Source organism: Streptomyces sp. CA-135486 (genome assembly GCF_050936555.1).
Taxonomy (GTDB): domain Bacteria; phylum Actinomycetota; class Actinomycetes; order Streptomycetales; family Streptomycetaceae; genus Streptomyces.
The window spans coordinates 411237-435623 of the sequence record NZ_JBNJMM010000001.1 but is presented as its reverse complement, the minus strand read 5'-3'; the positions used below and the strand labels follow the sequence as shown (position 1 = coordinate 435623).

At 70.4% G+C, this 24387-nt stretch carries 23 protein-coding genes; 10 read left to right on the top strand and 13 right to left on the bottom strand.

Features of this window, described 5'->3' with window-relative positions; all coding sequences use genetic code 11:
* Nucleotides 1–221: 221 nt before the first annotated feature.
* Nucleotides 222–1133, bottom strand: a complete 912-nt coding sequence (locus tag ACQEVG_RS02140) for an SDR family oxidoreductase (RefSeq protein WP_432976083.1) — start codon at nucleotides 1131–1133, stop codon at nucleotides 222–224.
* 83 nt (nucleotides 1134–1216) lie between these two features.
* Here ACQEVG_RS02140 and ACQEVG_RS02135 point away from each other — a divergent pair, with 83 nt between their 5' ends.
* The gene (locus tag ACQEVG_RS02135; RefSeq protein ID WP_432976080.1) at nucleotides 1217–2143 is read left to right on the top strand and encodes a cyclase family protein; all 927 of its coding nucleotides are present in this window, start codon (nucleotides 1217–1219) and stop codon (nucleotides 2141–2143) included.
* A gap of 36 nt (nucleotides 2144–2179) precedes the next feature.
* On the opposite strand, the gene ACQEVG_RS02130 is transcribed toward ACQEVG_RS02135, so the two are convergent.
* From ACQEVG_RS02130 to ACQEVG_RS02115, 4 genes are all read right to left on the bottom strand, one after another.
* Entirely contained in the window at nucleotides 2180–2632 is a 453-nt protein-coding gene (locus ACQEVG_RS02130; RefSeq protein ID WP_432976077.1) for an ATP-binding protein, read from the bottom strand.
* 389 nt (nucleotides 2633–3021) lie between these two features.
* On the bottom strand, nucleotides 3022–3942 hold the full coding sequence (locus ACQEVG_RS02125) for an acyl-CoA dehydrogenase family protein (protein WP_432976074.1): 921 nt from the start codon (nucleotides 3940–3942) through the stop codon (nucleotides 3022–3024).
* Nucleotides 3942–5075, bottom strand: a complete 1134-nt coding sequence (locus tag ACQEVG_RS02120) for an acyl-CoA dehydrogenase family protein (protein WP_432976071.1) — start codon at nucleotides 5073–5075, stop codon at nucleotides 3942–3944. The genes ACQEVG_RS02125 and ACQEVG_RS02120 overlap by 1 nt, the downstream gene beginning before the upstream one ends.
* Entirely contained in the window at nucleotides 5075–6268 is a 1194-nt protein-coding gene (locus ACQEVG_RS02115) for an amidohydrolase family protein (protein ID WP_432976068.1), read from the bottom strand. Before ACQEVG_RS02115 ends, ACQEVG_RS02120 begins: the two co-directional genes overlap by 1 nt.
* Before the next feature lie 160 nt (nucleotides 6269–6428).
* Here ACQEVG_RS02115 and ACQEVG_RS02110 point away from each other — a divergent pair, with 160 nt between their 5' ends.
* Both ACQEVG_RS02110 and ACQEVG_RS02105 read left to right on the top strand, forming a co-directional pair.
* Nucleotides 6429–7940 carry a class I adenylate-forming enzyme family protein gene (locus tag ACQEVG_RS02110; protein ID WP_432976065.1) on the top strand — a complete coding sequence of 504 codons (1512 nt, stop codon included), beginning with the start codon at nucleotides 6429–6431 and terminating at the stop codon, nucleotides 7938–7940.
* 125 nt (nucleotides 7941–8065) lie between these two features.
* Nucleotides 8066–8428, top strand: coding sequence for a MerR family transcriptional regulator (locus ACQEVG_RS02105; protein ID WP_432976062.1), 363 nt, complete (start codon nucleotides 8066–8068; stop codon nucleotides 8426–8428).
* Nucleotides 8429–8697: 269 nt separating this feature from the next.
* Here ACQEVG_RS02105 and ACQEVG_RS02100 read toward each other — a convergent pair whose 3' ends face one another.
* From ACQEVG_RS02100 to ACQEVG_RS02080, 5 genes are all read right to left on the bottom strand, one after another.
* Nucleotides 8698–9039 carry a VOC family protein gene (locus tag ACQEVG_RS02100; RefSeq protein WP_399400465.1) on the bottom strand — a complete coding sequence of 114 codons (342 nt, stop codon included), beginning with the start codon at nucleotides 9037–9039 and terminating at the stop codon, nucleotides 8698–8700.
* Between the two features lie 276 nt (nucleotides 9040–9315).
* Entirely contained in the window at nucleotides 9316–9885 is a 570-nt protein-coding gene (locus ACQEVG_RS02095; protein WP_432976058.1) for a hypothetical protein, read from the bottom strand.
* A gap of 69 nt (nucleotides 9886–9954) precedes the next feature.
* Nucleotides 9955–10941: a helix-turn-helix domain-containing protein gene (locus ACQEVG_RS02090; RefSeq protein WP_432976055.1), complete on the bottom strand. Its 987-nt coding sequence runs from the start codon at nucleotides 10939–10941 to the stop codon at nucleotides 9955–9957.
* Nucleotides 10942–11189: 248 nt separating this feature from the next.
* A complete protein-coding gene (locus tag ACQEVG_RS02085) occupies nucleotides 11190–11702 on the bottom strand; it encodes an EF-hand domain-containing protein (protein ID WP_432976052.1) in 513 nt (170 codons plus the stop codon).
* Nucleotides 11703–11815: 113 nt separating this feature from the next.
* Nucleotides 11816–12190: an STAS domain-containing protein gene (locus tag ACQEVG_RS02080; RefSeq protein ID WP_432976049.1), complete on the bottom strand. Its 375-nt coding sequence runs from the start codon at nucleotides 12188–12190 to the stop codon at nucleotides 11816–11818.
* A gap of 247 nt (nucleotides 12191–12437) precedes the next feature.
* Here ACQEVG_RS02080 and ACQEVG_RS02075 point away from each other — a divergent pair, with 247 nt between their 5' ends.
* The 3 genes from ACQEVG_RS02075 (at nucleotide 12438) to ACQEVG_RS02065 (ending at nucleotide 14854) form a co-directional block, all read left to right on the top strand.
* On the top strand, nucleotides 12438–13019 hold the full coding sequence (locus tag ACQEVG_RS02075; RefSeq protein WP_432976046.1) for a sigma-70 family RNA polymerase sigma factor: 582 nt from the start codon (nucleotides 12438–12440) through the stop codon (nucleotides 13017–13019).
* A complete protein-coding gene (locus ACQEVG_RS02070) occupies nucleotides 13016–14317 on the top strand; it encodes a zf-HC2 domain-containing protein (protein WP_432976043.1) in 1302 nt (433 codons plus the stop codon). The genes ACQEVG_RS02075 and ACQEVG_RS02070 overlap by 4 nt, the downstream gene beginning before the upstream one ends.
* 96 nt (nucleotides 14318–14413) lie before the next feature.
* Entirely contained in the window at nucleotides 14414–14854 is a 441-nt protein-coding gene (locus ACQEVG_RS02065; protein ID WP_432984962.1) for a GNAT family N-acetyltransferase, read from the top strand.
* A 38-nt stretch (nucleotides 14855–14892) separates the two neighbouring features.
* Here the strand turns inward: ACQEVG_RS02065 and ACQEVG_RS02060 are convergent, their stop codons facing one another.
* Nucleotides 14893–15198, bottom strand: coding sequence for a trypco2 family protein (locus ACQEVG_RS02060; protein WP_432976040.1), 306 nt, complete (start codon nucleotides 15196–15198; stop codon nucleotides 14893–14895).
* A 36-nt stretch (nucleotides 15199–15234) separates the two neighbouring features.
* Between ACQEVG_RS02060 and ACQEVG_RS02055 the strand changes: the two genes are divergently transcribed.
* Genes ACQEVG_RS02055 through ACQEVG_RS02045 form a run of 3 tightly spaced genes read left to right on the top strand, consistent with a single transcriptional unit; the run spans nucleotide 15235 to nucleotide 21457 of the window.
* Nucleotides 15235–18915 (top strand): tetratricopeptide repeat protein, encoded by a 3681-nt coding sequence (locus ACQEVG_RS02055; protein WP_432976037.1) that lies wholly within the window; start codon nucleotides 15235–15237, stop codon nucleotides 18913–18915.
* On the top strand, nucleotides 18912–20177 hold the full coding sequence (locus ACQEVG_RS02050) for a hypothetical protein (protein ID WP_432976034.1): 1266 nt from the start codon (nucleotides 18912–18914) through the stop codon (nucleotides 20175–20177). Before ACQEVG_RS02055 ends, ACQEVG_RS02050 begins: the two co-directional genes overlap by 4 nt.
* Nucleotides 20174–21457, top strand: a complete 1284-nt coding sequence (locus tag ACQEVG_RS02045; RefSeq protein WP_432976031.1) for an extracellular solute-binding protein — start codon at nucleotides 20174–20176, stop codon at nucleotides 21455–21457. Before ACQEVG_RS02050 ends, ACQEVG_RS02045 begins: the two co-directional genes overlap by 4 nt.
* Nucleotides 21458–21502: 45 nt before the next feature.
* Here the strand turns inward: ACQEVG_RS02045 and purU are convergent, their stop codons facing one another.
* Both purU and ACQEVG_RS02035 read right to left on the bottom strand, forming a co-directional pair.
* Nucleotides 21503–22354: a formyltetrahydrofolate deformylase gene (purU, locus tag ACQEVG_RS02040; RefSeq protein ID WP_432976028.1), complete on the bottom strand. Its 852-nt coding sequence runs from the start codon at nucleotides 22352–22354 to the stop codon at nucleotides 21503–21505.
* A 45-nt stretch (nucleotides 22355–22399) separates the two neighbouring features.
* Nucleotides 22400–22846: an SCO4402 family protein gene (locus tag ACQEVG_RS02035; RefSeq protein ID WP_432984959.1), complete on the bottom strand. Its 447-nt coding sequence runs from the start codon at nucleotides 22844–22846 to the stop codon at nucleotides 22400–22402.
* A gap of 173 nt (nucleotides 22847–23019) precedes the next feature.
* Here ACQEVG_RS02035 and ACQEVG_RS02030 point away from each other — a divergent pair, with 173 nt between their 5' ends.
* Nucleotides 23020–24363, top strand: a complete 1344-nt coding sequence (locus ACQEVG_RS02030) for an ABC transporter substrate-binding protein (RefSeq protein WP_432976025.1) — start codon at nucleotides 23020–23022, stop codon at nucleotides 24361–24363.
* Nucleotides 24364–24387: the final 24 nt, after the last annotated feature.

Sequence of the window (24387 nt, the reverse complement as noted above, 5' to 3'; positions counted from 1 at the left end):
ACCCGGCCCCTTCCCCCTGTGCCGATTTGCGGCTCCGCCGCGTGGCGGGGCTCCGCCACGGACCCCGAATGCGACCTTCGGCCGCATGTCCTCAATCGCCGGACGGGCAAGTCGCCCGGGTCGTGGTTGCCGTGGGCCGGGGGGCGTTGGTGATTGCTGTCCGGTGGGTGGTTTCGCGGGCGAACCGCAACGGGGTTCGGGGTCGGAGCCCCGAGGCCGCGTCAGGCGTTCGGGCGGGCCCCCGACGCCGCAGCGCGGGCCAGTTCCTCCAGTCGCTCCAGCATCGGCATCGGGTCCACCCCCACCGTCCCCGGCAAGAAGTCCGCGATCTTCTCCGGGGTCCATGCGCCCTCCGCGTAGCCCGCCCGCAGTTCCCTCGGCTGTGCCCACACCGCGATCTTCGGGCCCGCGATCGTGTACACCTGGCCCGTGATCCGCTCCTCGCGAGCCCGGTCGGAGAGCAGATAGACGACCAGCGCCGCCACGTCCTCCGGGTCGCCGATCTCCTTCAGTTCCATCGGGACGTTCGCGGACATGCGCGTACGGGCCACCGGCGCGACCGCGTTCGCCGTTACGCCGTACTTGTTCAGGCCCAGCGCCGCGCTGCGGACGAGCGAGATGATGCCGCCCTTCGCGGCGGAGTAGTTGGCCTGCGCGACCGACCCCTGGTGGTTCCCGCTGGTGAAGCCGATCAGCGTTCCGCCGCCCTGCTTGCGCATCACCGCCGACGCCGCGCGGAAGACCGTGAACGTGCCCTTCAGATGGGTGGCGACCACCGGGTCCCACTCCTCCTCCGACATGTTGAAGAGCATCCGCTCGCGCAGGATGCCGGCCACGCACACGACCCCGTCGATCCGCCCGTACTCGGCGAGCGCGACGTCCACCAGACGCTGGCCCCCGGCCATCGTGGAGATGTCGTCGGCCACCGCCACCGCCTCGCCGCCCGCCGCGGTGACCTCCTTGACGACCGACGACGCGACCTCCGACGTCGGCTCACCGCCCTCGATGGAGACGCCGTAGTCGTTGACCACGACCCGCGCACCCTGTGCCGCCGCCGCCAGTGCCACCGCCCGGCCGATGCCGCGGCCGGCACCCGTCACGGCGACGACCTTGCCTGCCAAGAAAGTCCCCACGCCCGGCCCCTTCCCGCGGTTTCTGACGGACCGTTAGATTCTACGGTCAGTCAGATACTCGAGCACAAGCCCCAGGAGGCGCGATGTCACTCCCGGCCGAGTTCCATGAGATCGCCAAACGCGTGAACAACTGGGGGCGTTGGGGCGCGGACGACGAGATGGGGACGCTGAACCTGATCACCGACGCGGCGGTCAAGGACGCCGCCGCCTGCGTACGAAGCGGTCGCCGCGTACCCCTCGCGCTGCCCCTCCACCAGGACGGCATCCAGACCGGCCTGATCCCCGGCCGGGTCAACCCCCTCCACACCATGGTCCAGATCAACCAGGAGCTCTTCGGCCCCGGCACCGTCGCCACCAGCGACGACGCGGTGACCATGGGGCTGCAGGCGGCCACCCACTGGGACGCTCTCACCCATGTCTCGCACTCAGGGAAGATCTACAACGGCCGCCCCGCCGACACCATCACACCGCACACGCGCGCCCGGTTCAGCGGCATCGACAAGGCCCCGTACATCGTCTCGCGCGGTGTGCTGCTCGACGTCGCGCGCGCCAAGGGGCTCGACCGGCTGCCCGGCGACCACGCGGTGACGCCCGAGGATCTGGACGAGGCCGCGGAGTTCGCCGGTCTGACCATCGGGTCCGGGGACATCGTTCTCGTACGGACCGGGCAGATCCAGGTCTGCCTGGCCGGTGACAAGCACGGCTACGGATATCCGTCCCCGGGGCTGTCCGTCCGTACCCCCGAGTGGTTCCACGCCCATGATGTCGCCGCCGTCGCCAACGACACCCTCACCTTCGAGATCTTCCCGCCCGAGATCGAGGACCTCTGGCTGCCGGTGCACGCCCTCGACCTCGTCGAGATGGGCATGCTCCAGGGCCAGAACTGGAATCTGGAGAACTTGTCCACAGCCTGTGCACAGGAGAAGCGGTACGCGTTTCTGCTGTCCGCGATGCCCGAGCCGTTCGTCGGTGGAACCGGAACCCCCGTTGCCCCGGTCGCGATCCTGTGAGGGCGCACCGCCCTACGGCGCGGTGGCGGAACCGCCCTACGGCGCGGTGGCGAAACCGTGCACCACTCGCTCGTACACAACCTCAGGCGCGCCCCTGTCCACCTCGCACCAGATGGACTTGCCCGCGCCCTCCGGCTGCCAGCCCCACCGGTCGGCGAGTCCGTCGACGAGCTCAAGTCCTCGGCCGTTGGTGTCGTTGCCCTCCGCGTGCCGCGGCCTGGGCGGGCAGGCACTGATGTCGGCGACCTCCACCCGGACGGTCCCGGCCTCCGCCGCCCCCGCGCCGAACAGCATCCGCAGTACGGCCGGACAGCCGGTGTGCACGACCGCGTTGGTGACCAGTTCCGAAATCAGCAGGATCAGCGTGTCGGCCAGCGGCTCGTCGTCCCCTATCCCTGACCCGACGAGCCGTGAACGGGCCCACCTCCGGGCGCGTCCCACCTCTGCCGGGTCGGCCCCGACCTCCAACTGAACCTGAAGCACCTGCACCGCTCACACCATCCGAACCGGCGGACACATCGCCTCGCGCCTCGACAAGGTCCTCGACCAGGTCACCGAACGTGACTTCCTTGCGAGACAGCATGGTTGACGTACAGTCACCGCAACAAGCGCTTCGGGCATATTCCAGCGCGAAGGAGTACCCGTGGTGCATACTGTGCGACGCACGTTGCGGGGAGTCGAACCGATGCTCGGAACCCGTACTACCTGGGCGCGAACAGCACGCTCTCCCGGGCCTGGAGCTGCCGCACAGGCAACACCGTGAGCACCCTGCTTCGGAACCACTCGCATCCCACGGAGAGTACCGGAGCACTGCCCCGACTCCGGGCCGTGACGAGTCACTCGAAGGACACAACCCGGTATCGACGCTCAGTGACGCTTCAGAGTGCTGAGGCCAAGGCATCGGCCTGGATCTCCTCCGCCTCCGCCGCGGCCAACCACATCTGCCCGCGCAGCCATGCCCGCTTGAGATGCAGATGGACATCCGCCTCCCACGTGAAGCCCATCCCTCCGTACACCTGGAGGCAGTCGCGCGCATTGCGGACGGCCGCCTCGTCGGCGAGCAGTTTGGCGCCGGCGATCTCCGTGAAGTCCTCGGTGACGGCCGCGGCGTAAACGGCGCTGCGGGCCACCTCCGTGCGTACGAGCATCTGGGCACACAGATGCTTGACCGCCTGGAAGCCGCCGATCGGCTGCCCGAACTGCTCGCGCTCCTTGGCGTACCGCACGGCCGTCTCGGTGGTGCGGGTGGCGCTGCCGAGCTGCTCGGCGGCGGTGAGGAGGATCGTGTCCGGGCGCGGCAGCGCCTTCGGCCCCGGCGAGATGCGGTGCAGCGGGGTGAGCGGGTCGAGGGAGCGCACCGGCCGGGCGTGAGGCAGATCCTTCGGGTATCGCTCACGCACCCCGGTGCCGTGGATCACCAGGGCCGCGTCCGCGTCCGCGAAGTGCGGTACGAGAGCTCGCAGTTGGGTGGCACAGGTGACCACACACGTGCCGTCCGCCGCCTCCGGCATCCGCTCGGCTGCCACATGGGTCGCCACCAGCGGGCCGTTCAGCAGCGCCCGGCCCGCCTCCTCGAAGACGAGAACCGCCTCGGGCAGGCCGAGCCCCGCTCCGCCCTTCTTCTCGGGCAGCCGCAGCGAGAAGAACCCGGCCTCGCCGAGCTCCCGCCACAGCTGCCGGTCCACCGTGCCCTCGCGGTCCACGGCGGCCCGCAGGGCGTCCGGCCCGAAGCGCCCGTCCAGCAGGTCCCGTACACCCCTCTGCAGGGCACGTTGGTCGTCGGTCAATCGGAAGTCCATCAGCGCCCCTTGGGCAGACCGAGTATCCGCTCGGCGACGATGTTCTGCTGGATCTGCGAGGTGCCCGCGGCGATGGTGTACGAGAGCGAGGAGAGCCGGTCCGCGGACCACTGCCGGTCGAGGTCGAAGGCATCGGGTCCGAGCACTTCGGCGGCCGCCTCGTACAGCTCCTGGCGTGCGTGCGAGTAGCGGAGCTTGAACACCGAGCCGCCGATGCCGGGCACCGACCCCGTCCTCTGGGACTCGCTGACGTTCCACTGGGTCAGCCGCCACAGCGCGGAGAACTCGGCGTGCAGACGGCCCAGCCTCCGGCGCAGCACCGGGTCGTCCCAGGTGCCGTTCCCGCGGGCGGCCGCGGCCAGTTCGCCGAGCGTGCGACGGCAGGCGACGACCTCCCCGACGAAGGCCGTGCCGCGCTCGAAGGAGAGGGTGACCATCGTGACGCGCCAGCCGTCGTTCGCCGCGCCGACCCGGTTGGCGACCGGCACCCGGACCTCGTCCAGGAACATCTCGGCGAACTCCGCCGACCCGGCGAGCGTGCGCAGCGGCCGGACGGTGACGCCGGGCGCGTCCATCGGCATGGCGAGCCAGGAGATACCGCGGTGCCTCGGGGCATCCGGGTCCGTACGCACCAGCAGCTCGCACCAGTCGGCGACCTCGGCGTGCGAGGTCCAGATCTTGGCACCGGTGACGACGTACGCATCCCCGTCCCGCACGGCTTTCGTACGCAGCGATGCAAGGTCCGAGCCGGCGTCCGGCTCGCTGAAGCCCTGGCACCAGATCTCGTCCCCGCGCAGGATCGGGTCCAGCCAGCGCCCGCGCTGCCCGTCCGTGCCCTCGGCGGCGATGGTCGGGCCCGCGTGCAGCAGACCGACGAAGTTCGCGCCGACATAGGGCGCGCCCGCCCGCTCGGTCTCCTCCAGGAAGATCAGCCGCTGGGTCGGGGCCGCCTCCCAGTGGACGTCCGCGTACCCGGCGTCGTACAGCATGCGCTGCCAGCCGCTGTCGTACGCCCGGCGGCCCGGCCAGTCGAGCGGATCGGGCTTCCCGGGCAGCTTCGGCAGCGAGAGCGCCAGCCACTCGCGCAGCCGGGCCCGGAAGTCCTCTTCCTCCTCGGTGTACGTGAGGTCCATCAACGGTCCAGATCGAGATCGAGCATCCGGATCGCGTTGCCGCGCATCAGCTTGTAGACGGTCTCGTCGTCGAGGTCCTTGACGTGGTCGAGGGCGACTTCCCTGGTGTGCGGGAAGGTCGAGTCGACATGCGGATAGTCGGTCTCGAAGGTGGCGTTGTCGCGGCCGACGACGTCCAGCGAGGCGACGCCGTGCTTGTCGCGGAAGAAGCAGCAGAACATCTGCCGGTAGTAGTACGTGGACGGCGGCTCGGGGATCAGATCGCGCACCCCGCCCCAGGCCCGGTGCTCCTCCCACACGTCGTCGGCGCGCTCCAGAGCGTACGGGATCCAGCCCATCTGGCCCTCGCTGTACGCCAGCTTCAGCCGCGGGAACTTCACCAGCACACCGCTGAACAGGAAGTCCATCATCGAGGCCATGGCGTTGTTGAAGCTGAGCGCGGCCTGGACGGCGGGTGGCGCGTCCGGCGATGCGGCGGGCATCTGGGAGCTGGACCCGATGTGCATGTTGACGACCGTGCCGGTCTCCTGGCAGACCGCGAAGAACGGGTCCCAGTACCCGGAGTGGATCGACGGCAGCCCGAGATGGGTCGGGATCTCGCTGAAGGTCACGGCCCGCACGCCGCGCTCGGCGTTGCGCCTGATTTCGGCGACCGCCAGGTCGATGTCCCAGAGCGGGATGATGCACAGCGGTATGAGGCGGCCGCCGCTGTCGCCGCACCACTCCTCGACCATCCAGTCGTTGTAGGCGCGTACGCAGGCGAGGGCGACCTCCTTGTCGTGCGCCTCGGCGAAGGTCTGCCCGCAAAAGCGGGGGAAGGTGGGGAAGCAGAGGCTCGCCTCGACATGGTTGAGGTCCATGTCCTTGAGGCGTTCCCTGGGATCCCAGCAGCCGGGCCGCATCTGGGCGCGGGTGATGCCTTCGAGCGTCATGTCGTCGCGGTCGAAGCCGACGGCGGCGATATTGCGCTTGTACGGGAACGTGAGGTCCTCGTAGATCCACCAGTCGGTGGGCGGGCCGTCGGGATCCATCGTGATCCGGTACTTCCCGCCGATGTAGGCGAGCTCGCCGATTCCGGCGGTGAGCGGCTTGGGGCCGCGGTCCCGGTACTTCGCGGGCAGCCAGGTCTCGAAGAGGTGGGCCGGCTCGATCACATGGTCGTCGACGCTGACGATCCGAGGAAGTTCGGTCATGGTGTCCCCTCCGCCGTGCCCGATGCTGAATCCGGTGCGTCCGTTCGAATCTGATGACCCGTCAGAAATCAGGCTAGCCCGGCACCCCTGGACCGACAAGGCGGTGAGCCCTACGCTCTCCGCACGATCTGACTAACCGTCAGCCACTGAGGGGTACGGCATGAGCGAGACCGCACACGCCCTGGCCGAATCGCAGACGCTCTGGGAACTCGTCCTGCGCAGGGCGGCGCTCACCCCGGACCGGCCGGTGTTCCTCCAGGACGACCGCAGTCTCACCTTCGGCGCCCTGCGGGAGCGCTCCGAGCGGGTCGCGGCCGGGCTCTACGAGCTGGGCGTGCGGCCGGGCAGTGTGGTCGCCTGGCAGCTGCCGACCCGGATCGAGACGGCGCTGCTCTCCTTCGCGCTGGCCCGCATCGGAGCCGTACAGTCGCCGGTCATTCCGTTCTACCGGGACCGCGAGGTCGGCTTCGCGCTACGGGAGTCGAAGGCGTCGTTCTTCGCCGTGCCGGGCACCTGGCGGGGTTTCGACCACGCGGGCATGGCGCACCGGCTGGCGCTGGAGCTGCCGGAGCCGCCGCTGGTCCTCGACGCGTACGACAGACTGCCGGACGGCGATCCCGCGGTGCTGCCGCCACCGCCCGCCGACGGGACATCCGTCCGCTGGATATACTGGACCTCCGGCACCACCTCGGACCCCAAGGGCGTGCTGCACACGGACCGTTCGCTGATCGCGGGCGGGGCGTGTCTGGCGCACGCGCTGCATCTGTCGGCCGACGACGTCGGCTCGATGGCCTTCCCCTTCGCGCACATCGCGGGGCCCGACTACACGGTGATGCTGCTGCTCTACGGCTTCCCGGCGGTGATGTTCGAGCACTTCGCGCTGCCGGACGCGCTGGAGGGGTATCGCAGCCACGGGGTGACGGTGGCGGGCGGCTCGACCGCGTTCTACTCGATGTTCCTCACCGAGCAGCGCAAGCAGCCGGACCGACGGCTGATTCCCAGTCTGCGACTGCTGGCCGGGGGCGGGGCGCCCAAGCCGCCGGAGATCTACCACGCCGTCGTACGCGAGATGGGCTGCCAGCTCACCCACGGCTACGGCATGACCGAAGTACCCATGATCACCATGGGCGCTCCCGACGACACGGCGGCGAACCTGGCCAGCACGGAGGGGCGGCCGCCTGCGGGCATGGAGATCCGCATCGTCGACGGCGAGGTACGGCTGCGCGGCGAGGCGGTGTGCCGGGGCTATCTGGATCCGGCCCAGACGGCAGAAGCGTTCGACGGGGAGGGCTTCTTCATCACGGGCGACCTGGGGCATGTGACCGAGTCGGGCCACCTGGTCCTGACGGGACGGCTCAAGGACGTGATCATCCGCAAGGGCGAGAACATCTCGGCGAAGGAGATCGAGGACTTGCTGCACGAGCATGCGGGGGTGGCGGACGTGGCGGTGATCGGGCTGCCGGACGAGGAGAGGGGGGAGCGGGTGTGTGCGGTGGTGGAACAGGCGGAGGGGGCGGAGGAGTTGACGCTCGATGCTGTGACGGCGTATTTGCGGGGGCGGGGGTTGTCGGTGCACAAGCTGCCGGAGCGGCTGGAGGTGGTGGACGCGTTGCCGCGTAACGAGACGTTGCGGAAGGTACTGAAGTTCAAGCTCCGGGAGAGGTTTTCCTGAGGGCTGGGGATCAGATGTGGACCTGCTTCCCGCGCCCGTAGCGGACCACGCGGCACCGCCCCGCGCGCACGGCGACCGGTGGGATCACGGCATAGCGGTAACGGTCGGGGATCTCGATGTGGGCCGTGCGCTCGACCCGTGCCCTGCGTTACTACGAGGAGCAGGGCCTGCTGGAGTCCGACCGTACGCCGGCGGGTTATCGCCTGTACGAGCCCGGCGCGGTACGCCGGGTCCGCAACATCCGTGAGCTTCTGTCCTGCGGGTTCACCGTGAACGACGTGAAGTCCTTCCTGGCCTACCTCGACGCCGATCTGCCCGATGTGTTCTCCTTCTCACCGGCGTGCGCCGACAGCTACGGCGTCGGCGCACAGCGCGTGGCTGAACTGGAGGAGCGAATCGCGATCCTCACCCGGCTTCGCGACAGTCTCGTCCACCGGATGCCCTGGCTGGCAGCACCCGACGACAGCACAGACGAGCAAGCAGCCTGAATTCTGGGGGCTCCACATGCCCCGCCAGGGAAGAACGAGTACGTGACTTTGACACGCAACCAAGCGTCGCGCCATTCACGAGTTTGTTGCGCTTACGCTCGCTACCAAAGAGATGTGAAGTGCATTTCGCCGACGGGGTACTGGTTCAATCCAAAAACGTGCACCCATCGGCCATTGTCTCTGTCCTCCATACAGGGCCGTGCGGGCTTGCTTGATCTTCACCTCTCAAGACATGTCACGGCCCGCGATCAATCGCGGTGGTCGCGGGTTCAGGGACCGACGTACTCGAAGACCCCGCCGTACGGGTGCCGCAGCACGGCGCGGTGGCCATTCGGTGTTGGGGAGGTAGCAACCATCACCTCGGCGCCTGCCGCCACCGCTTCCTTCACCGCTGCGTCCAGGTCTGCGACCGCCAGGGTGGCCGCCACGCCGGCAACTCGCTGCGCGGCCTCGTCCGGACCGCTGAACAGCAGGAAGGGGCCGACGCTTGCCAGGGTGACCCCGGCGAAGGCGAAACGGGATGCGGTGCTTCCGGTCAGTTTCTCGTAGAAGGGCACAGCGGCGTCCAGGTCCTCGACGCGCTGCCGCACGACCACTGATTCGATAGCCATGACCGACATCATCACACCATCGCATCGTCCGGCCTGACTTGGGTACTGTCCGTGCTCGTGTACATCGACTCTGCGCCGACCAGGGTGCTGCTCGACGAGATGTCAACTGCTGTCGCGACCTGCGTACAAAATCAATCGCGGGTCAGCCCGTAAGCGCTCCACTATGAGTTGGCGGGCTCCGGCGCACTGGACGGCGCCGACCCTTCTGCCATGGCTGTGTGAGGAAGGGGCCCCGGTATAGCGGACCGGGACCCCTGGTTCAGGGCGGGGGCCTGGTCAGGCGGTGACGGAGTACCACCTCGAGCAGAGGGGCGCGGACTTCACCACGCAGACCCGCATGTTGTAGGTGTGGCCCTCGGGAAGGTTCTGGGTGTTGCAGTGGACTGCCGGGGCCGGGTCGCCCTTGGTGTCGGCGGAGACTCCGACGGCGAGTTCGGCGCGGATGTAGTACCCGTCGCCCGTGCCGTCCTCGGCGCAGACGGTGTCACCGGTCTGGGCGCCGGACGGGTCTTGGTGCCACTTGCCGTCGCCGGCGAACTCGCCGTTGATGTAGGCGTAGATCGTCGTGCCGTTCGCGTTGGGAGACGCGCTGAAGGTGACCGAAGCCGCGGCGCCTGCGGGCCCGGCCCCGAATCCAAGGACTGCGCCGGTGAGCAGGACCCGCCTGCGGCCATGGAAGCGATCCGCCTGGTTGTCTGCATTGGATGTTCTCCCCGGTAGTTGTGGTCCGCCTGGTCGAACCTCCGCGGGCAGCCGACTGGCTCGGCGACGGACAGCGGCGTCGCGACCTGCCGGTCGGTGGCCACGATGCCCAGGCGGCGGACGGCGTACAGCAGGGCTGGTCACGGCCGTACGCCTCCGGAAAGGATCGCGGAGTCGCGCCGCGGAGTCGTTAGCACTCGGTCCACAAGTCGCTTAGCTGTGAGTCGACTTCGGGCCATTGATCGCCTGGCACCGGTAGTCCTTCGGCGGGAGGCTGTACGCGGTGCGGAACGCGCGGCTGAAGTCGGCTGCGCGGGGGAAGCCCCAGCGAGCTGCGATGGCGTGGACGGGAGTGGAGTGCAGCGCCGGATCGGTGAGGTCGCGGCGGGCGGCCTCCAGGCGCCGCAGGCGGATCCAGGCAGCGACTGTGGCCTCTTCCTTCTCGAAGAGGCGGTGCAGATAGCTGGTGGAGATGTGGTGCGCGGAAGCGATGGCGGCCGGGGTGAGCTGCGGGTCGTGCAGGTGCTCCTGGATGAAATGCTTGATGCGCAGGATGAGGGTTCGCCGGTGGGTGTCCGTGGGGAGGATGCCCTTGGCTTCGAAGGCGTGGGCGAAGAGCGCCGCGACCAGATCGGTCAGGACCGTTCCCAGCCGTGCCCCGTCGGAGGGCTGGTAGGGGGTGGTGTCCGCGATCACTTGGGTGAGGAACTGCGCCAGCAGCGCGCCGATCCCCGTCCGGGCCGGTACCCGCCTGGGGACCGCGCGGCCGGCCACGCCGCGCGGCAGCGGCAACAGCGACTTGGGGACCTCGAGCCCGACAGCCGTCACGGGGTCTCTGCCGGTGCGGATCTCCCACGGCACCGAGGAATCGTTGATATGCAGGTCGGAGGGCCGGTAGACGGCCTCGTGGCCGTCCCAGTTGCCCACCCCCGTCCCGCCCACGACAAGCGAGAGGTGGTACAGCTCCGGGTCGGACTGACGGATCAGTTTCGGCGTGCGCCGGATGACCAGCTGCTGGAACGTGGCCGGCCACACGGACACGGCACCGAGGTCCAGCACACGCTGGGTGGCCCGGAAGTCGTGGGCATGGTCGCTGCTCATGCGCACAGGAGCATGGGTTTGCCCCACACGCTCGGCCCAGTAGGCCAACCGGTCCGCCGCCGGCACATCCTCACTCCGGAAAACCGTCTCGTTCAGCACGCGTTCTTCCCCCTGGATCGTGAGTCTCAGAAGATCACACAGGGCGCCGATAAGCGTCTGATGAACGGATGCGCGCAACGCACGCTGCGCTCGAAAGGCAGGGCGCGCTGATCAGCCGGACCTCCGTCCGCGATCGGGATGCGCTGGACGTAGCCATACGGGCGTAGGGGGCGGGTCTGGGGTGGAGCCCCAGACCGCGCCGCGACACAGCGGGAAAGGGCAGGGTGGGGGCAAACCCCCAGTCAGGCCTACGGCTCCGGCGTGACGAAATAGGACGCGAATCCCGCCAGGATCTCCTCCTCGGTGATCCTGCCGTCCCCATCCGCGTCCAGCGACGTCGACGCCGCCGCCGCAATCTCCGGATCCACCCCCAGCACCCTCAGCACCCGCTCCGCCGCGGACGGCGTCACTCCGCCGCCGTCCTCGTCGGCGATCGCGATCACCGCGTGCAGGAAGGGCCGGGCGATCTCGGCGAATCGCTGGGGGTTGTCACGCAGTCTCTTCACCGCGCCCGTGATGAACTCCTGCCGGGTGACCCGCTGGTCCCCGTCCACGTCGGCGATCCCGGCCATGCCCTGCCAGAACGCCTCCGCACCGCTGTACAGGGCCTGGCCCTTGTCGCAGCGGGCGGTCGTGGAGAACTCGGCGAGCAGCCTTGCGGCCGCCCCGCTGAAGTCCTCACGGTCGATATAGCCGTTGCCGTCCTGGTCGAAGGCGGCGAAGCGGGAAGCGATCTTGCGCTCGTACTCTGCGCTGTCCATGCGGGGAGCGTACGGCCCCGAGCGCTGACGCGTGCAAGTACTCCGCCAATTACGTGGTGACGACATTCGGAAGGCGCCCGGGTGAAGCCCCGGCGACCCCCCGGAGACGCCTGTCACGCCGACAGCGGCTGGGCCGCGTCGTCCGTGGCCGAGCCCACCTCCGCGTACACCTCGAACAGGCGCCGCACCCCGAGTGCGGCCAGTACCCGGTTGACGTGCGAGCCCTCCTCCGCGCCGTGGGCCGGGAGTATCAGCCGGAGCCTGCCCTGGCAGGAGCGCAGCAGCCGTCGGGCGGCCACCAGCACGCCGACGCCGCTGGAGTCGCAGAAGAGCACCTCGGAGAGGTCGAGCACCAGATCGCGGTGGCCGACGGCGACGGCATCGTGGACATGCTGGCGCACGACGGGCGAGGAGACGAGATCGAGCTCGCCGCAGACGTGCAGCACGGTCCACGCGCCCTGCCGGGTCGAGTCCACCTTGAGCATCACGACCGGACCTCTTCCTCCCGCGGGTCCGAAGGCGCCACGGCCATGTCGAGCGGCCGCGCAGGCACATCCGGAAGCTGTCGTTCCTCCCGCCCCTGCCCACCCTCTCGGCCATGAAACACAAACGCCCGGCCATTACCATCCGAGCCCGCCTCAGGGGGCGCACTTGACGCAAAGGGGCGTGCGTCCGTGGCCACGCGCATTACATTCGTGGGGGCGACAAGCACCGGGGACAGGCGTTGGGGGCCGTATGGCAAAGAACACACCACCGCGATGGGACCGCAGGATGCAGCAGCGGCTCGCCCGGGGAGAGGCCGCCGCGCTCGGCGAGTTCTACGACAGGTTCGCCTCTCTGGTGCACATGCTCGCCCACCGTGTGCTCGACGACGATCAGGCCGCCGACCAGGTCACCCGTGAGGTCTTCGGCTACATCTGGGAGAACCCCGACTCGTACGACCCCAAGCAGGGCTCGATGCGCTCCTGGGTGGCCAAGCTCACCAACAGCCAGGCGGTGCACCGGCTGCGCCAGGCCGAGGCCGCGGCGCTCGCGAAAGGTGGCGAGGGCACCACGGAGGAGCTGGAGCAGAAGGTGCGCAGGGCGGCGGTCGCGGCCCGTGCCGACTACATCGTCACCTCCATGCCGGCACCGCTGCGGGCCGCCCTGGAACTCGCGTACTTCCAGCGCAGGGACTACCGCCAGACCGCGGCCGACCTCGGGGTCACCGAGGACGAGGCCCGCCGCCGGCTCCGCCTCGGCCTGCAGCTCCTGTCCACCGCCAATACGCGCCCTCTGGAGGGCTCGTCCCCGCCCGGATACGGACGCTCCTTGTGAGCGGGCCCTGGGACAGCGGCCGCGGAAACGACCGCCCCGGCGATGACGACGGCCCCGACGGGGTACGCGGCACCCCGCGCATTCCGGGACCACGGTCGGCGGCGGACGATCTCGACGCCGCCCGGCTGGTCCGGCTCCCGCCGCAGCCCGCACCGGAGCCGGAGCCGCCCGTCGACCCGCCCGCCGAGCCGGCCGTCCCCGAACGCCCCTCCCACAGCGTGCTGAAGTCCCTGCTCGGCGCATGGGCCCTGTCCGCCTGCTCCGCCGACGAAACCGCGGCCGTCGAGGCGCACCTCGGCGAGTGCGCGCCCTGCGCGGAAGAGGCCCTGCGGCTGCGCGACGCGGTCGGCCTGCTGCACACCGACCGGGATCTGGACCTCGACCCGCTGCTGCGTTTCCGGGTCCTCGAGAACTGCCTGGGGCGCAGGCCCGCGCGTATCCCCGTACCGGCGTGGGCGACCGCATACGACGCCGAGACCGCGCGACTCGACGCGCTGCTGCGGGACATCGGCGAGTCGGAGTGGCACGCTCCGGTGCGTCTGAAGTGGTTCGAGGGCGAGCGGGCGGTCAGCCGCAGAACGACCGTGGCCGGGGTGATCGGCCATCTGATGACCGTCGACGGGCTGGTCGCGGGCGCGCTGGGCCTGGACGATCCGCTCGGTGCGAACGCGCCGAAACTGCCGACGGAGCGTACGGAGGCGTTCTGGGACGCCGACCTGCCGCCCACCCCGGCCGTCCACGAGCCGTGGCGCGAGCAGAGCCACACCCTCGTCCGCACGGTGTCCTTCGCCGGCCGCGGAGTCGCCGAACTGTCCGTCTCGTACGGCGACTTCGCCCTTCCACTGCAGGACTCCCTGCTCGACCGGGCCTTCGAGTGCTGGATCCACGCGGGCGACATCGCGGACGCGGTGGACTATCCGTACGAGCCACCGAGCGGCTCCAATCTGCACCGGATGATCGACCTGGCGGCCCGGCTGCTGCCTGCCGCGCTCGCGGACCGCAGACGCGCGGGCCTCGCGGGCCCCGCCAGGCATCTGGTGGTGCCCGGTACGCCGGGCCGCTCGCTGCATCTGGAGGTCGAGGGCTCGGGCGGCGGCAACTGGTACATCGCCCTGGATTCCCCGGCGGCCGTCGGATCCGCGGACGAGGCGGTGGCCCAAGTGGCGTTGGACGGCGTGGAGTTCTGCCGCCTGCTGGCGGGCCATGTCTCACCTCAGGAGGCCGCGGCGGGCCAGGACGGCGACCGGGAGGCGATCAGGGACGTGCTGTTCACGGCGGCGTCGCTGAGCAGACTGTAGAGCTGCAGGGAGCCCGGGGAGCCGCCGGCGTCACCCCTCACTCCGGTGGTGGCAATGCAGTTGACGCTCCGCGATACGCACGGGTTTGCTGTGCCAATGTCTGACCTTCGCATCGAGCAGGTGGACGGCGATGCCATGCTCAAAGACTGGCAGCACGTCCACAATCTGATCATCCCCAGTCACTTCCTGTCTCTCGACGAGGTGCGTGAGCGTGTCCGGCGCCACCACCTGGAAGTCGCGTATCTCGGTGATGTTCTTGTGGGCTGCTCGACCGTACGTCCGCCGACGGACGACACATCGACGGCGACAGTGATCGCCCGGGTGCTCCCCGCCCACCGCGGTCGGGGGTTCGGTGCGGAAATCTACGAACGAGGTCTGGCACAGGCGCGAAAGCTCGGCGCCGAGGTGATCGAGACGTGCATCCTGGCGTCCAACCTGGACGGGCTGCGATTCGCGCACAAGCATGGATTTGCCGAAATCGAAAGGTATCTGCTGCCTGGTGACCGCGTGCCCTTCATCGACATGAGGCTGGCCTGAGCCATGAGGCTGGCCTGAGCCGGGCCGGCTCAGCCGGCCTACTCCCCGCCCACCTCCACGTGCGGGTTACCGTCGCGCCCCTGTGGCTTCAGCTCGATCTGGATCGTGTGGGTCCTGTCCCGCGCCGCCGAGCCCCCGCCGCCCGCCGTCAGCACCCCGATCCGCAGCTCCGCCCGGCCGCTGCCCTCCCGTCGCACCTGCACCGCGAACTCCAGATTCACCTTCTCCACGCTGAACTTGAGGTCGCGCCCCTCGCCGGCCCGCTGCGCCCGCTCCAGCTCGTCCCGGACCTGTCCGATCACCTCGGCCAGCCCGGCCACCGGCGCCTCGTCACGCTCAGCCATCGCGTACCCCGCCTCCTGTAGTTATCGTTGTGCAGTATGAGGGAGCCGTTGCGTACGTCAAACTCGTCGTCGCACGAGGAGAGTTGGCGGGTCTGTCTGCTCCGTACGCAGGACCGGTCGAGCCGTCCGCTGGGCGCGGGAGTGCTGCTCCCCGGGGGACTGGTGCTCACCTGCGCCCACACCGTGCTCTCCCGCCCCGGCGGCGACGGCGTCCGGACTCCCTTCGACACCGTGTACGTGGACGTGCCCGGCGCGGGCGCGCTCGCCCGGAGGACGCCGGGGCCCCTGCGCGCCCGGGTGCTGGATGAGTATCTCGTCCTGCCCACCCCGCACTTCAGCGGCGATCTCGCCCTGCTCAAGCTGGACAGCGAGCCGTCGCTGCCGCATGCCGTACTGCACCGCCAGATCCCCGCGCGCAATGAGCCGGTGCACTTCACGGGCTATCCCGAGGATCTGCCGGGCGGCGAGCACCTCGACGCCCGGCTGATGGGGCGTGGCGGCCCCGCGCCCACGCCCGAGTGGGTGCAGCTGGACACGGAGGGCTCGCCGTACGTGGTGCGGCACGGTTACAGCGGCGGCGGGGTCGTGCACAGTCGCTCGCGTCGTCTCATCGGCATCGTGGCGCACCAGTTCGGGACCCCGCAGGCGCCGGTGCGCCGGGAGCACGCGTACATGATCCCGACCGAGACCGTGCTGAAGTATCTGCCGCTGGAACGGCTCGGCCTCACCGTCACCGGCCCCCGCGCCGTCTCCCGCGATGTCGCGGTCGCCCACGACAGGACCGCCTCCGGGCGGGTCCCCGGGCTGCACCGCAGGCTGACCCGCTGGCTGGACGGCGCGTCGGACACCGATCCCGTCGAGCTGGCCTTCGCGGGCGAGGGCGAGGGCGCGCTGCTGCACACCATCCGCTCGGCCCTGACCCTCGCCGACCGGGAGCAGAGCCCGCCGTCCGCGTCCGCGAGTTCGGTGGGCGAGCCGCAGGTGGGCTCCATCGACATCGCCGTCGACGCGACCAATCGCACCGCCGGGCAACTCGCCGTGCACGCCGCCGAGCGGATCGGTCTGGAGGGCCGCACGCCGCACGGCGCGCTCCTGGAGCAGATCGCCGAGGAGAGTCCGCCCCTCATCGCCGCCTTCCTCGCCATCGACAGGGCTGCATCCCCCGACGAGGAGATCATCGCCCTCCTTCACGCCCTGCTCGCCCGCGGCGACAGCCGGCTGCTGCTCGTCTTCAGCGACCCCCGCTCCCCGCTGCTCGCACGCGTACGCGCCGAGCTGCTGGAGCCCGAGTGGCCCGAGCGCCGTGCGGACCGGCTCGCTACGCGTCTGACCCGGCTCGCCGAGGCCGAGCAGCGATTGCGACAGCTGCCGGGGCATCCGGGCACGCCGGACCGTACCGTGCCCCGCCGGCCCGACGCCCGGTCCCCCCGGCTGCGCCGGGAGCTGAGGCAGCTGCGCAGCGGCGGCCCGTTGTACGCCACTCCCGCCCTGCCGCACGCGCTGTTCCGCCTCGCCGTCGATGTCGAGACTGCCCTGCTGGAGGCCGAGGCCGCAGAGCAGGCGCTGGCCGGGCCGCTGGGCCCGCGCGAGTTCGTCGTGGAGCCGCCGGGCGAAGGGCTCACCGATCTGCCGGCGGTGGCGGTGCGCGACCCGGACGCGCTGGTGACCGCGTCGACAGGGGCCCATCTGGCGGGCGGCGACCGGCTGCACCAGCAGTACGAGGTGGTGGGCCCGTTCGGCCGGGGCAGCCACGGTCAGGTGTATCTGGCGCGCGATCTGCTGCTCGACAACCGGCCGGTGGCGCTCAAGGGGATACTCGACCCGGGCAACCCGGCCGCCGTTCTGCAGGCGCACCAGGAGCGGTTGCGTCTCGTCAGCCTCAACCATCCGTCCGTCATCCGGGTGGTCAACTACGCGCGCCATCCGTCGACTTCGTCGGAATTCATCGTGATGGAGTTCGCCGACGGCGCTCCGCTGGAGTGGGTCGCGGCACGTATCGCCCAGCACCATCCGCCGTTCTCGGGGCCCCGGGTGCGGGAGTTCATCGTCGTGTACGGGCTGCTCATCCTGGACGCGCTCAGCTATCTGCACGACCAGGAGGGCCTTGTCTACGGCGACCTCTCCCTCACCAACGTCCTGCACTGCGGCAACAGCATCAAACTCATCGATGTCGCGGGCGTGCGCAAGCCGGGCGACGCCGGACCGGTCAGCCACCGGCCGCCGGAGGCGGGGCCCCTGGGCGAGATGACGACCGCGGGCGACCTCTACACCGTCGGCGCGGTCCTCGGCTCGCTGCTCGACAAGGCCCCGGCGAGCCCCGCCGACCTGGGCACCCAGTCCCTCGAGCGGGCCCTGCGGCGCGCCATGGCGCACGATCCCAAGCGGCGTTACGCCTCCGCCGACGAGATGGCCCTCCAGCTGCGTGGGGTGCTGCGCGAACTGCGCTCCCTGCGGCTCGGCGAGGAGACCTTCGAGCCGTCCCCGCTCTTCGACCCGGCCGCCACCGCCCTGGACGGGCAGCTCGGCAAGGCCCCACCGCTGGTCCGCTGGCGCACCGACGGCGCCCGGGGGCACCCGCTCGGCGCACATGTGCCGGCCCCCGCCGAGGTGGCGGTGGCCCTTCCCGTGCCCAAGCCGGACCGCAAGGACCCCAACTGGAAGGAGCTGCAGCGCACTTCGTACGCCGATCCGGCCGGTCTGCTCCAGCTCAGCGACGAGTGGCTGGCATCGCCCGAACTGCATCTGCTGCGCTGCCGGCTCCATCTGGAGCTCGCCCGCGACCAGTTGCCCCGGCGCGACCAGCAGCTGGTCGCCGCCGGCATGGAGCTCGACCGGGCCGGCCGGCTCCTCGGCGAGCGGGCGGGCTACGACTGGCGGCTCGACTGGCACGGCGGGCTGATCGAACTCGCCCACGGCCGTGTGCGCCCGGCGCTGACCTGCTTCAACGAGGTGTACGACGCCATTCCCGGCGAGTACGCGCCCAAGCTCGCCCTCGGCTACTGCCACGAGAAGCTGGCCGACTCCGCCGCCGACGCCGGGGCCCGGGAGGACCACCAGCAGCAGGCCATGCAGTTCTACGACGCGGTGTGGCGGCGCAACCATGCGCTCGGCAGCGCCGCCTTCGGCCTCGCCCGCATCCATCTCGCCCGCCGCAGCCCGGACCGGGCCCTGGCCTCGCTGGACGGCGTGCCCCCGGACTCCCGGCACCGCACCGCGGCCCGTACCGCGATGGTGCGCATTCTCGCCGGCCCGTCGGCCGACGGCAGCGCCCCGACCGTGGCATCGGCGGTGCGCGCCTACGCCGCGCTGCGCCGACTGGTCAGCCATGAAGGCCTCACCGACCGGCAGGCGTACGAACGGCTCACCGCGGAGCTGCTGGAACTCCTCCTCGAACTGGTCGGCTCCGCACGACAGACGGACCCTCTCGGGGAACTGCGCGCCTCGCTGCCGCCCGGGGTACCCGTACCGGCCACCGAGCGCCGGCTGCGCGAGCTGCTCTCGGCCTGCTACCGCAAGCTGGCCAAGCAGGTGCCGCGCACAGACCGCGCCGAGGACGCGGCGCTCGCGGAGGCGTTGCTCGACAACGCGTACCGGACCCGCCCGCTCGGTCTGACGCACTACCGGGACCGTAATCCCGACCGGGACCGCAGACCGTGGCCACTGATCGCGTGGCTGGTGCGCCGGCCGCGGCTGCGCGGCTCCGGGGAGGGCGCATGAGCGGCCCGGACCGGGCGCGTGCCGCCCTTCCCGCCGCGGACCGGCCGGCGACTGCGATTCCCGCCGACATGCCGCGTGCCGCCCCCGCGCCGAAACGACTGCGGGCCGCCGTATCCGCCCTTTTCGCGCCGCACCGGCTTCGCCCGGCTCCTGGCCGGCTGCGCCCTTTTGCGGCCCGGGCCCTGCAGGCCGTGCGGGGGCTCTTCCCCTCCCTGTGGCAGCGCGCCACGGGCCGCACCGCCGAGGGCGGCCGCCCCACCGCGGCGTTCCTGCGCCGCCGCATGCTGGTGCTGCCCGCGCTCGCCGTCGTCGCCCTCGCGCTCTCGGCGTCCGCCTACGGAGACATCCACAGCCGTACGGAGCGGCTGCGGGACCGCTGCGCGCCCGCGCTGGTGGATCTGGCGCAGGCCAGGACGTCCCTCGAACTGGCCCAGGCCCAGGCGGAGTTACGGCTGCCGCCCGGCAGGAACGTCCCCCTTGTCGAGCTCGGCGAGACGTATCGCACCCGGCTGACCGAAGCGTCCCAGAGCCTGGGCCGCGTCGCCCAGTCCCGGGCCCTGCACAAGGACCAGGAGCAGGAGCTGCGGGTGGTCTCCGGCCTGGTCGTCGCGTACGGGGACAAGATCGCCTGGGCGGACCGGCACCGCGACAGCGAGGTGCTGCGCAATGCCGGAGTCGACTACGCCGACGACATGCTGCGCGGCCGCCACACCACCGTCGCCCAGGACGCCCCGCAGGAGCCCACCTCCATACTCGACCGCATCGCGTCGCTGGAACGCCAACTGCACGGGGAGAACCACAACCTGGCGGCCTGGAGCCCGCTCACCCTGGCCGGCGCCGCGGCCGCCGTGCTCGCGGCCGCGCTCTTCGCCTTCGTACTGGTGGGCACGTCGGTCTTTCTGCACGACCGACTGCGGCTGATCAGCCTGCAGTTGGGGGCCGCGGCGGTACCGGTGCTGCTCACTCCCGTACTGCTGGGCATCGGCGGCGCCACGGAGCACGGCGCGCAGCAGCGGGTGCGTACAACAGTCGGCGCCCTGGAGACGGTGACCGCGGACCGTGCGGCCCCGCGCCGTATCGAGTCCACCGCTCGCGAGGCGGCCACGGTGATGCGTGCAGCGCACCCCGACGGCTGGTCGCTGACCGCGGGCGTCGTCGTGCCGGCGGGCGGTGTGGGCGCGCTCGCCTGCGGCGTGACGCTCTTCCTCTACGTCCGGCCCTACCCGGCCGGCCGCCCCCGACGGAAGTACACGGACGCATGAAGCGCTTGAGGGCACTGCTTGCCTGCTGTCTGCTCACCGCCACGGCCGTGACTGCGGCCGGCTGCTCGGACGCGTCCGAGGAACGCACCCTGGTCGTCCTCGGCCCGTGGACGGACGGCGAGGAGAAGCCGTTCGTGGCGGCGCTGAGACACATCGGCGAGCGCACCGGCCGCAGTTACGTCTACAAGGGCACCCGCTCGCTGCGCGAGACCCTGGTCGCCCAGCTCCAGGCGGGCGCCCCGCCGGACCTGGCGATCCTGAGCAGCCCCGGCGACCTCGCCGAGTACGCGCGCTCCGGGGACGCCCATCAGCTCCCGGAGAAGGTGGCGGGAGCCGCGGTCCCGCCCTGGGCCCCGTCCATCACCGTCGAGGACCAAGAGGGTGAGGCCCGGACCCGCCCCTACTGGGCGCCGGTGCGGGTGGACCTGAAGTCGCTGGTGTGGAGCCGCGGGGCGAGCGCGGGCAAGAAGCCGGACTGGTGCCTGGGCGTGGGCTCGGGCGCCACATCGGGCTGGCCGGGCACCGACTGGGTGGAAGATCTGCTGCTGCAGCGCGAGGGCCCCGCGGCGTACGAGAGGTGGGCGACGGGCCGGACGCCCTGGCCCCACACCAAGCCGGTCTGGCAGGAGTGGGCGGCACTGCTCGCCGCAAACGGCAAGAATGCCGGCCACCAGGGCCTCGGCGCGGAGGCGCTCGGCGCCTCCTTCGAGCTGCTCGACGACGGCCGGTACGGACTGCTGAACCGCGGCGACTGCACCCATGAGCACCAGGGCTCGTTCATCCGCCGCCACTACGGCGACGACGTACTGCCCACGCCCACGGCCACCATCCTCGGCACGCAGAAGTCCGGCGAGGGCGCGTACGAGGTCTCCGGCGACATGGCCGCGGTGTTCAAGCCGAGCGCGGCGGCCTGGGATCTGCTCGGCCGGCTCACCTCCCGCGCGGCGCGCGAGGACTGGGCGAAGGCCGCGAAGCCCGGGGAGCGGCCCTACTTCCCCGGCGGCGCGTTCGGCACCGTGCCCCCGTCGGACAGCACGCGCGCCGTCCAGAAGTTGTTCGACGAGGCCGGTCAGATCTGCCTGGACGCGTCGGACGCGATGCCGCCGACTCTGCGCGACGCGTTCTACCGAGCCGTACTGGAATTCCTCGGCGACCCGCAGAACACGCAGCTGCTGGACACGCTGCTCGACAAGCTGGAGGCGGAGCGGAACCTGCAGCAGCGCGACGGGGCGTTCGTACTGGACGACCTGTGTGACAACCCGGTCTTCCCGTCGCCGTAGCACCGCCGCGGAACGCCGTGGCGCCTTCGGAGCACCGCCGTAGGCCTAGCCGAAGACGACCGTACGGCGGCCGTTCAGCAGAATCCGGTGCTCCGCATGCCACCTCACCGCGCGCGCCAGCGCCTGGCACTCCACGTCGCGGCCGAGCGCCACCAGCTGCTCCGGGGTGGCCTCGTGGCCGACCCGCTCGACCTCCTGCTCGATGATCGGGCCCTCGTCGAGGTCGGCCGTCACATAGTGCGCGGTCGCGCCGATCAGCTTCACGCCGCGCGCGTGTGCCTGGTGGTACGGCTTCGCGCCCTTGAAGCTCGGCAGGAAGGAGTGGTGGATGTTGATGATCCGGCCGCTCAGCTGCTTGCACAGATCGTCGGAGAGCACCTGCATATAGCGCGCGAGCACCACGAGCTCGACGTTCTCGGCGCGCACCAGCTCGAGCAGCTGCGCCTCGGCCTCGGCCTTGGTGTCCTTGGTGACCGGAATGTGATGGAACGGAACCTCGTACGAGGCGACGAGCTCCGCGAAGTCCGTGTGGTTGGAGACGACGGCGGCGATCTCGACCGGCAGCGTGCCCGTCCTGGAGCGGAAGAGCAGATCGTTGAGGCAGTGGCCGAACTTGCTGACCATCAGGACGATCCGCATCTGCTGTTCGGCGCGATGCATCTGCCAGTCCATATGGAAGGCGTCCCCGACGGCGGCGAAGCTGGCCCGCAGCTTCTCCACGGTCACCGGCTGCTCGGCCGAGAAGTGGACCCGCATGAAGAACAGACCCGTGTCATGGTCGCCGAACTGCTGGCTGTCCTCGATATTGCAGCCGGTCATGAAGAGATAGCTCGACACGGCGTGCACAATGCCCTTTTTGTCCGGGCAGGAGAGCGTCAGGACGTACTGGTCGGTCATCCCCGTAGCCTGCCATATCCGCCGGGCCCGGCAGGCCCACGTCCGTCAGGCGGACCGCGTCATGATACGGAGCACATCGAGCGAGCGGGGCGCGGTGTCCGGGTCCTCGCCGTCGTTGACCGACAGCCGCACATGCGCGTCGCGGGCGGCCCGTACGGCCTCCGGCCAGCCGTGATGTTCGATATAGGTCGATACGGGAGCATCCGCACCGACTTGGTGCATGATCCGCAGCACGCGGAGCACGGCGACATCGACGAGGGCGGCCTCACCGGAGTCGCGGAAGATCGTGCCGACGTACTTCTCGGCGGACCAGTTGTCCAGCCAGGTGTCCTCGACCAGGCGATAGACGGCGTCGGTGACGTCGCCGTACTCCTCGCGTCCGGCCAGCCAGCACTCCTGATGGAAGACGGGATCGGAAAGCATGTGCAGCGCCGAGCGCACATTGCTGCGCCAGCGCCACCAGGGCATGTCATTGAGCGGCATGCCGCCCATGGTGGAGGAGCGACGGCCGCGACGGGAAGAGGGGACCGAACCTTGCTGCACGACTGCGATCGTACGTTCCCCAATCGGGCGACCGAACCGCCCCCTGGAATTCACCTTCCTGTCACTCTTCGTTGAGCAATGCTCACTGCACCGTTACCCGGGACGAGGAAGCGTGGCTGAGCATGACCGGCTGGCGACGTTCCTCCTCCCCCCGCCCTTCCAGGACCGCACGGGTTCGCGCCGTATGTATGACCATGACGGCAGCTGCGGCGGCCGGAGCGTCGCTGGTCACCGGCTGTGGCGTACTCCCTGGAGCCCCGGGGGACTCCAGGGAAACCGTCAAGGTGATGACCTTCGCCCCCCAGGAGACCCGGGCGACGAACCTGCCCGGCATGCCCGCGATGGCGAAGGCGTACGAGCGCTGGGCCAAGGCGCAGGGCGGCCTGGACGGGCACGAGTTGAAGGTGATCACCTGCAACGAGGAGAACACCTCGGCGGGCGCCGCAGCCTGTGCCAGACGTGCGGTGAAGGAAGACGTGGCCGCGGTCGTCGGCTCGTACAGCCAGCACGGCGACGCGTTCATGGCTCCGCTGGAGGCCGCGGGCATCCCCTTCATCGGCGGATACGGCATCTCCGAGGAGGAGTTCACGAGCTACCTCTCCTACCCGGTCAACGGCGGACAGGCGGCCCTCCTCGCCGGCAACGGACGGCAGCTGGCGAACGTCTGCGGACGGGTCTCGCTGGTACGCCCCAACACACTCGCGGGCGACGATCTGCCCGAGCTCCTCAACTCCGGCCTCTCGGAAGGCAATCGGCACACGTCGGCGGACATCCTCGCGGAGGAGGACGCGACGGACTACACCGCGCAGGCCAGGCAGGCCCGTAAGAAGGCGGGTTCGAAGTCCGGGTCGGCGTCCGGTTCCGGTTCCGGTTCCGGTTCCGACGACCGTCCGGGGTGCGTCACGGCTGCGCTCGGCGAGCGCACGGAGACCTTCTTCGACTCCTTCCGGCGGCTGCCCGAGGACGGCCGGAAGATCCGCGTCTCGTCCGTCATGGGCAGCGTCGGCCAGCCGCTCATCGACCGTACCGGCGGGCGCAACGGGCCCTTCGAGGGCGCCTACGTCACCGGCTGGTACCCGGACGCGGGCGATGCGCGCTGGAGCGAGATGGAGAAGGTGATCCGCACCTACGCGTTCGGCGACAACCGGATCGACCCGGCGGACGCGGGCGTGCAGACTACCTGGATCGCGTACACCGTGCTGAGGGCGGTCATCCACTCCCTCGGCACGGCCGACATCTCGCCCGGGACGATCGCGCGCGCCCTGGACGGCGGGGTGGAGGTGTCGACCGGCGGCCTGACGCCCTCGCTGCGCTGGGAGTACGAGGACATGCTCGGCACGCCCGGCTTCCCGCGCATAGTCAACAGCAGCGTGACGTACCAAGTGGTGCGCGACGGGCGGCTGGTGGCGCAGAAGCCCGGCTTTGTGGACGTGGCAAAGACGCTGGCGAACTCCGTGTCCCTGTAGCCCCTGCGCAGGGGCTGCGCCGGG

Bases quoted from the DNA above. Each gene is read 5' to 3' on its own strand.
- ACQEVG_RS02135 (WP_432976080.1), top strand. From the start codon at position 1,217: ATGTCACTCCCGGCCGAGTTCCATGAGATCGCCAAACGCGTGAACAAC.
- ACQEVG_RS02125 (WP_432976074.1), bottom strand. From the start codon at position 3,942: ATGGACTTCCGATTGACCGACGACCAACGTGCCCTGCAGAGGGGTGTA.
- ACQEVG_RS02120 (WP_432976071.1), bottom strand. From the start codon at position 5,075: ATGGACCTCACGTACACCGAGGAGGAAGAGGACTTCCGGGCCCGGCTG.
- ACQEVG_RS02115 (WP_432976068.1), bottom strand. From the start codon at position 6,268: ATGACCGAACTTCCTCGGATCGTCAGCGTCGACGACCATGTGATCGAG.
- ACQEVG_RS02110 (WP_432976065.1), top strand. From the start codon at position 6,429: ATGAGCGAGACCGCACACGCCCTGGCCGAATCGCAGACGCTCTGGGAA.
- ACQEVG_RS02100 (WP_399400465.1), bottom strand. From the start codon at position 9,039: ATGGCTATCGAATCAGTGGTCGTGCGGCAGCGCGTCGAGGACCTGGAC.
- ACQEVG_RS02085 (WP_432976052.1), bottom strand. From the start codon at position 11,702: ATGGACAGCGCAGAGTACGAGCGCAAGATCGCTTCCCGCTTCGCCGCC.
- ACQEVG_RS02075 (WP_432976046.1), top strand. From the start codon at position 12,438: ATGGCAAAGAACACACCACCGCGATGGGACCGCAGGATGCAGCAGCGG.
- ACQEVG_RS02065 (WP_432984962.1), top strand. From the start codon at position 14,414: ATGTCTGACCTTCGCATCGAGCAGGTGGACGGCGATGCCATGCTCAAA.
- ACQEVG_RS02060 (WP_432976040.1), bottom strand. From the start codon at position 15,198: ATGGCTGAGCGTGACGAGGCGCCGGTGGCCGGGCTGGCCGAGGTGATC.
- ACQEVG_RS02055 (WP_432976037.1), top strand. From the start codon at position 15,235: ATGAGGGAGCCGTTGCGTACGTCAAACTCGTCGTCGCACGAGGAGAGT.
- ACQEVG_RS02050 (WP_432976034.1), top strand. From the start codon at position 18,912: ATGAGCGGCCCGGACCGGGCGCGTGCCGCCCTTCCCGCCGCGGACCGG.
- ACQEVG_RS02045 (WP_432976031.1), top strand. From the start codon at position 20,174: ATGAAGCGCTTGAGGGCACTGCTTGCCTGCTGTCTGCTCACCGCCACG.
- purU (WP_432976028.1), bottom strand. From the start codon at position 22,354: ATGACCGACCAGTACGTCCTGACGCTCTCCTGCCCGGACAAAAAGGGC.
- ACQEVG_RS02035 (WP_432984959.1), bottom strand. From the start codon at position 22,846: ATGGGCGGCATGCCGCTCAATGACATGCCCTGGTGGCGCTGGCGCAGC.
- ACQEVG_RS02030 (WP_432976025.1), top strand. From the start codon at position 23,020: ATGACCGGCTGGCGACGTTCCTCCTCCCCCCGCCCTTCCAGGACCGCA.